At 59.7% G+C, this 700-nt stretch carries 1 protein-coding gene and 1 pseudogene; both read right to left on the bottom strand.

Translation table 11 applies throughout. The features are described 5' to 3' along the window. Positions 1 to 77 precede the first annotated feature (77 nt). Positions 78 to 347 (bottom strand): annotated as a pseudogene (locus L3X40_RS22060) (DUF6927 domain-containing protein); the annotation flags it as partial. 41 nt (positions 348 to 388) lie between these two features. Then, a partial coding sequence (locus tag L3X40_RS22055; RefSeq protein ID WP_237367462.1) for a zincin-like metallopeptidase domain-containing protein occupies positions 389 to 700 on the bottom strand: 312 nt, incomplete at its 5' end.

Below are 700 nucleotides of genomic sequence, written 5' to 3'. Positions count from 1 at the left end.
TTAGTCCGGCGAGCAGAGGCATTCTCAACTTACCTCATCATCACTGATACTCCATTTCAGCGCCGCAACGGCGCACTATCCTTGTACCCGAACTGGTGGCCGTCGCGCGAGCGCGGGTTCCAGCGCACCAGGCACACCACGGCGAAGACGGTGCCGGGAATGCCGTTCACGATTTCCTGGGCTGCGGCGTAATAGGTTCGATTTCCCGGACAGGAGGACGCGAGCACCCTGAGGCCGCGCTTGGTGCCGTCCTCGAGGGTGTTTTCATACGTCAGTTGAGCGTCGAGATAGGATTTGGCGGTTTTGTGGCCGCCCATCGACGTAAACGGCATGAAGAGCCATCCCATGATGTGGTCCTTTCTTAAATTGAGATCCGCGGCGGAAGGCGTCAGGCAGCGAGTGCAGGTTCAGACACGGCCGCGTCATTACCGTCAGCAGTATCTTCGGCGCTGAGCGCGCCGAAGCTCTTGAGGTAGGCGAAAGCCTGCTCGGCCTTGGCGGCGGCATGAATGATGGCGGATTTGTCACCGCGCAGGATACCGAGCCAATGCCCGACATAGCTGGCATGACTGTCATGGAGGACATTGGGCAGACCGAGGTCAGCACAGCATAGGCCCGCGCCGATCTCGGCGACATATCCTGACAGTCCAGCCAAAAACGGCGGTTGGAAGGTGAAATCCATCGGTGCCTCCAGCACTGC

It is taken from the genome of Rhizorhapis sp. SPR117, from assembly GCF_021742065.1.
Note: the sequence above shows the minus strand (reverse complement) of the source record. Positions and strands in the feature narration are given on the sequence as shown.